This window comes from Streptomyces botrytidirepellens (assembly GCF_003721215.1).
Classification (GTDB): Bacteria; Actinomycetota; Actinomycetes; order Streptomycetales; family Streptomycetaceae; genus Streptomyces; species Streptomyces himastatinicus.
In genome coordinates this window covers 1-5,554 of the sequence record NZ_RIBZ01000657.1, presented here as the reverse complement: position 1 = coordinate 5,554, position 5,554 = coordinate 1, and the positions used below count along the sequence as shown (strand labels likewise).

6 protein-coding genes are annotated in these 5,554 nt (G+C 73.1%); 4 read left to right on the top strand and 2 right to left on the bottom strand.

Annotation, left to right across the window (positions count from 1 at the left end):
• Positions 1 to 85: 85 nt before the first annotated feature.
• Complete coding sequence (locus EEJ42_RS34895) at positions 86 to 1,042, bottom strand: glycoside hydrolase family 6 protein (protein WP_123106203.1); 957 nt, start codon at positions 1,040 to 1,042, stop codon at positions 86 to 88.
• A 143-nt stretch (positions 1,043 to 1,185) separates the two neighbouring features.
• On the opposite strand from EEJ42_RS34895, the gene EEJ42_RS34890 reads away from it, so the two are divergent.
• From EEJ42_RS34890 to EEJ42_RS34875, 4 genes are all read left to right on the top strand, one after another.
• A complete protein-coding gene (locus EEJ42_RS34890) occupies positions 1,186 to 1,779 on the top strand; it encodes a TetR/AcrR family transcriptional regulator (RefSeq protein WP_123106201.1) in 594 nt (197 codons plus the stop codon).
• Positions 1,780 to 1,856: 77 nt separating this feature from the next.
• Positions 1,857 to 3,062 (top strand): serine hydrolase domain-containing protein, encoded by a 1,206-nt coding sequence (locus EEJ42_RS34885; protein WP_123106199.1) that lies wholly within the window; start codon positions 1,857 to 1,859, stop codon positions 3,060 to 3,062.
• 36 nt (positions 3,063 to 3,098) lie between these two features.
• Positions 3,099 to 3,989 carry an RNA polymerase sigma-70 factor gene (locus EEJ42_RS34880; RefSeq protein WP_123106197.1) on the top strand — a complete coding sequence of 297 codons (891 nt, stop codon included), beginning with the start codon at positions 3,099 to 3,101 and terminating at the stop codon, positions 3,987 to 3,989.
• A 54-nt stretch (positions 3,990 to 4,043) separates the two neighbouring features.
• Complete coding sequence (locus EEJ42_RS34875; RefSeq protein ID WP_123106195.1) at positions 4,044 to 5,147, top strand: NAD(P)/FAD-dependent oxidoreductase; 1,104 nt, start codon at positions 4,044 to 4,046, stop codon at positions 5,145 to 5,147.
• Positions 5,148 to 5,193: 46 nt separating this feature from the next.
• On the opposite strand, the gene EEJ42_RS34870 is transcribed toward EEJ42_RS34875, so the two are convergent.
• A partial coding sequence (locus EEJ42_RS34870) for a PucR family transcriptional regulator (RefSeq protein WP_184503424.1) occupies positions 5,194 to 5,554 on the bottom strand: 361 nt, incomplete at its 5' end.

Genomic DNA, 5,554 nt, shown 5'->3' with positions numbered 1-5,554 from the left:
GCGGCCCCGCCCGGTGCGGCCGGCAGGGCGCACACGAGCGCGGCCGCCGCGGCGTACGCGGCTCGGCGCATCCGACGAGGCACCCTCAGCCCGCCATCTCGGACGCGTAGTCCGGCGAGAACGCGCCCGCCGCCCCCGCGCAGCCGTCCAGTTCGCCCGGCGGCTTGACCCACAGGTAGGCGTCGATGGCCGCGTCGCCGGTGGTCGCCGTGGGGTTCTCGCCGACCTTGCGGCCGCGCGGGTCGCACCAGGCGTCGCCGGGCGCGGGGCCGTTTCCGTTGCGGCTGGTGTCGATGACCGCGGTGAGGCCCGAGGAGCTGCCGAGCTGGGCGAGCACGCTCTTGGCGAAGGCGACCTCGTCGGCGGTGCGGCGGTAGTTGGAGACATTGCTGTAGATGCCGTCGCCGCTGCTCAGCACCCCCGCGGAGCGCAGCCGGGAGGCCTGGACGGCGGGGCTGTTCCAGGCGGAGTGACCGGCGTCGAAGTACACCCGGGCCTTGGGCGCGGCGGCGTGGATGGCGGCCGAGGCGCGGGCGAGCGAGGCGTAGCGGCCGCTCAGTTCGGCGGGCGACAGACAGCTGATGAGCGCGATCGAGTCCGGTTCGAGGATGACGATCGAGGGCCCGCTGCCCAGCCCGGCGGCGAAGCCGCGCACCCACGCGTCGTAGCTCGCCAGATCGGGGGCCCCGCCGGCGGAGGCGCCGCCGCAGTCGCGGTTGGGGAGCTGGTACGCGACGAGCACGGGCACCTGGCCCTTGGCGGAGGCGGCCGAGGTGATCTTACGGACGTCCTCGGTGACGGTGCCGGGGGAGTACCGCGAGAACCAGACGGCCTGGGGCTGGGACGCGATCCGCGAGGCGATGCGGGCCCGGCGGGAGTCGTTCGGGTTGGCGGCGACCCACTTGTTGACGAGCGAGTCGGGGTGGTTGAAGAAGGCGGTGGCGGAGGGGAGTTCGCCCGCGGCGGCGCGGGGCGCGTGGCCCGCGCCGACCAGGATGGTGGTGGCGAGTGCGGCGGCCGCTAACGCTCTGATGAGGCGCACGGTGCATCAGTCCTCTCGCGGACCGGGGGACGGGGACCGGGACTACCTCCTGGTTGCCGCCGCGCGCGGGTAGGTTGCCGTCCCCGGCACCTCGGCATACGGGCGTCTTAGACGCTTGTATGGGACCGGGATAGGCTGACGCCATGGGACATCGAGAGGATCTGCTCGCCGGGGCGAAGCGCTGCCTGCTGGAAAAGGGCTGGTCACGCACGACCGCGCGGGACATCGTGGCCGCCTCGGGAGCCAACTTGGCGTCCATCGGCTACCACTACGGCTCCAAGGACACCCTCATGCGGGAGGCGCTGTTCGCGGCCATGAGCGACTGGGCCGACGAGGTCCAGGCGTCCCTCGCCCAGGACGCCACGGCCGATGGCGAGGTGACGGAGCGTTTCGCGTCGGGCTGGTCCCGGGCCCTCGAACTGGTCGGCAAGCACCAGGCGATGTGGCGGGCCCAGCTGGAGGCCGTCATGCAGGCCGAGCACGACCCGGCGTTGCGGGAGGCGTTCGACCGCGCCCAGCCGGAGGCGCGCCAGGCGCTGGTGGGGCTCTTCCACGGCATCGACGGGCGCGAGGTCGACGAGGAGACCACCCGGGTGCTGGGCTCGTTCTCCATGACCCTGGTGAGCGGGATGGTCGTCCAGCAGGCCCTGAACCCGGGTCTCACCCCCGACGCCCGGGATCTGATCGAGGCGATGCGCCGCATCCTCGGCGGCGGGCCGCCGGATCCGTCCGCCTGAGCGAGCGGCGTCAACCCTCGAGCCACGGTCCGGAGTCCTTCCCCATGCCGGAATCCATCCGACGACGGAGGACCCGCATGGCCCCGTATGCCTTATCCCGCCTACCCCGTCTGCTCCGCCTGCCCCGCGCCCTGGCCGTCCTCGCACTGACGGGAGCGGTCGTCGCGACGGCGGTCGTCCCGGCTGCCGCGGCACCGGGCGCCGCCTCCCCTCGCTCCCCTCACTCGGCGACCCACCCCGCGACCCAGGACGCCCTCGACGCGATCACCCGCGCGGGCACCCCCGGCGTCCTGGCCCGGGCCGACCGCGCGGACGAGGTCTGGTACGGGGCGTCCGGCGTGGGGGACCTTCGCACCGGTCGCCCGCGGCTGCCGCAGGACCGGTTCCGCGTCGGCAGCGTGACCAAGCCGTTCACCGCCACCGTCCTGCTCCAGCTCGCCGCCGACCCCGCGTACGGACTGTCGATCGACGACACGGTCGACAGGTGGCTGCCGGGTCTGGTGCGCGGCAACGGCAACGACGGGCGCCGCATCACCCTGCGCCGGCTGCTCCAGCACACCAGCGGGCTCTACGACTTCCTCGACGACGCCGCGCTCCGCGCCAAGTACACCGGCACGGCGTTCTTCGCTCACCGGTACGACGGCGCCACGCCCGAGAAGCTGGTGCGGACCGCCCTCGCGCACGAGCCGGTCTTCGCGCCGGGCGGGGGCTGGGACTACTCGAACACCAACTACATCCTGGCCGGAATGGTCATCGAGAAGGCCACGGGCCACACCTACGCCACGGAAGTGGAGCGCCGCATCATCAAGCCGCTCGGCCTGCGCGGGACCACGCTTCCCGGCACCTCGCCGAGGCTGCCCGGCCCGCACCCGCGGCACTACTCCACGCTCTTCGTCGACGGCCCCGACGCCCGGGTCCACGACGCCACCGAATTCAACCCGTCGGTCTCCGGAGCCTCGGGCGAGATCATCTCGACCGCCCGCGATCTGAACGTCTTCTTCCGCGCCCTGCTGCGGGGCGAACTGCTGCCCCCTGCCCAGCAGAAGGAGATGTTCACCGGCCGAGACCTGGGCGACGGCAAGTCCTACGGCCTCGGCGTCAGGTCGCAGAAGCTCACGCCGTGCGGCGTGACGGTCTGGGGGCACTCGGGCGAGATCCTCGGCGCGGTGAGTCGAACGGCGGCCACCGCCGACGGCGAACACGTCATCACGCTCAACCAGAACGGGGACTGGGGCGATGACGCCCTCGAACAGAGGGCCATCGACGCGGAGTTCTGTGGGTGATCCGGGTCCCGCTGACCCGCCTGGCATGCTGCGGACATGAGCAAAGAAGCTGCCGCGGACTTCGAAGCGCACCGGCCTCGGCTCTTCTCGCTCGCGTACAGGATGCTCGGTTCGGCGAGTGAGGCCGAGGACGTCGTGCAGGACACGTATCTGCGCTGGAGCACGGCCGACCACTCCGCCGTCCGTACACCGGCCGCCTGGCTGACCAAGGTCATGACGAACCTCTGCGTCAACCAGCTCACGTCCGCCCGTGCCCAGCGGGAGCTGTACGTCGGGCCCTGGCTCCCCGAGCCGGTCCTCACGCACACCGGCGCCGACCGGCTCGGCCCGCTGGAGACCGCTGAGCAGCGCGAGTCCGTGTCCTTCGCGCTGCTCAGCCTGATGGAGCGGCTCACCCCGGCCGAACGTGCGGTGTTCGTCCTGCGCGAGGCGTTCGGCCACAGCCACCGGGAAGTCGCCGAAGCCGTCGGCATCGAGGAGGCCCACTCGCGGCAGTTGCACCGCCGGGCCCGCGAACGACTCCGCCACCCGCGACGGGACTTCGACGTCGACGACGCACAACACCAGAAGATCGTCGAGCGCTTCTTCGCCGCCACCTTCGAGGGCGATGTGGCCGGACTCGAGCAGCTGCTCGCCGACGACGTGGTCGTCTGGGCCGACGGCGGCGGCCAGGTGACCGCGGCACGCCGACCGATCACCGGACACGAGAACGTGCTCCGCTATCTGCTGGGCCTGGGCTCCCGGCCGGAGACGGCGCGGGTCAGGGTCGAGTTCGCCGAGGTGAACGGCGCGCCGGCGGCTGTCGTCTTCGCAGGCCAGGCGCTGCTTGCCATCGTCGTACCGGAAATCCGCGAGGGCCGGGTCGACGCGGTTCGTACGGTCATCAACCCCGACAAGCTGGCCTTCGCCGCCGGCCAGCTCGCGTGATCCACTTCACGCCATGAGCTGTCACGGATCCGCCGGCCCGCCGGTTCAGGAGGCATGACACATCACATCGTGGTCCTGGGAGCCGGGTACGCCGGGCTGTCCGCCGCCAAGGGCGCGTCCCGCAAGCTGCGCCGGGGCGACATACGCATCACGCTGGTCAATGCCGTCGGCCATTTCGTGGAGCGGGTACGTCTGCACCAGCTCGCCGCCGGTCAGCCACTGAAAGAACTGCCCCTGAGCGGTCTCCTCGCCGGCACGGGCATCGAGCTGGTCGTCGCCCGGGTGACCGCCGTCGACGCCGCCGCCCGTACGGTCCAGATCGACTCCGCTCCTTACGCCATCGCCTACGACACCCTCGTCTACGCGCTGGGCAGCGCGGCCGACACCGCCGCCGTCCCCGGAGCCGCCGCGCACGCCTCGGCGGTTGCCACCTACCAGGACGCGGTCCGCCTGCGCGACCGCATGTCGGACGCCCGAGGTTCGCTGGTCGTGGCCGGGGCGGGCCTGACCGGCATCGAGGCGGCCACCGAGCTGGCCGAGACCTACCCGGCGCTCACGGTGCGCCTGGTCACCGGCGGTGAGCTCGGCGCCGGGCTCTCGCAGCGCGGCCGACGGTACCTCCGTGCCGCCCTGGACCGGCACGGCGTCACGCTCCGGGAACACACCCGCGTCTCCGAGGTCGCCGCACACGGCCTGGTCCTCGCCGACGGCGGCGAGATCCCGGCCGACGCCGTCGTCTGGACGGCAGGGTTCCGCGTACCCGACCTGGCACGCGAGGCCGGGTTCGCGGTCGATGCCCGCGGCCTGATCACGGTCGACCCGACGCTGCGCTCGCTCTCCCACCCGGAGGTCTTCGCAGCGGGCGACGCCGTGGCGGCGTACGGACCCGACGGCGCGGCATCCCGCATGTCGTGCCAGACGGGGCTGCCGATGGGCGCGTACGTCGCGGGCAGCGTCGCGGCCTCGCTCACCGGACGTGCCCCCAAGCCGCTGCGCCTGCGCTACGTCTGGCAGAACATCAGCCTCGGCCGGCACGACGGCCTCACCCAGTTCACCCGCTCCGACGACAGCCCCGTCGCCGCCGTCCTCACCGGCCGCGCCTCGGCCCGGTTCAAGGAGGCCGTCACGAGGGGCACGGTGCTGGCCCTGCGCCGCTGACTCGGACCGCCACCGGCACCGCGGCTCCTGGACGGCAAGGCACCCCCTACCGGAGCCGGGCCGCCTTGAGGGCCATGTGGAGGAGCAGCCGGTCGTCACCCGCGTCGAGGTCCAGGCCGGTGAGCTGGCGCACCCGGGAGAGGCGGTAGTAGAGCGTCTGCCGGTGGATCCCGAGGACCTGGGCGGTACGGCTCGCCTGGCCCGCGCAGTCCAGGAACGTCTCGGCGGTGCGGGCCAGTTCCGCGTGCGCGCGCTCCAGCAGGGGGCGTACGGCGGCGTCGGGGGCGGTCGGGGGGAGCGTGGCCAGCAGCCGGTACGGGCCGATGTCCGTCCACCCTGCGATCGGGTCGAGCCGGGCGTCCGCCCGCGCGGCCCGGGCGGCGGCCAGCGCCTCGCGCCAGGCGGCG

Bases quoted from the DNA above. Each gene is read 5' to 3' on its own strand.
- EEJ42_RS34885 (WP_123106199.1), top strand. From the start codon at position 1,857: ATGGCCCCGTATGCCTTATCCCGCCTACCCCGTCTGCTCCGCCTGCCC.
- EEJ42_RS34890 (WP_123106201.1), top strand. From the start codon at position 1,186: ATGGGACATCGAGAGGATCTGCTCGCCGGGGCGAAGCGCTGCCTGCTG.
- EEJ42_RS34875 (WP_123106195.1), top strand. From the start codon at position 4,044: ATGACACATCACATCGTGGTCCTGGGAGCCGGGTACGCCGGGCTGTCC.
- EEJ42_RS34880 (WP_123106197.1), top strand. From the start codon at position 3,099: ATGAGCAAAGAAGCTGCCGCGGACTTCGAAGCGCACCGGCCTCGGCTC.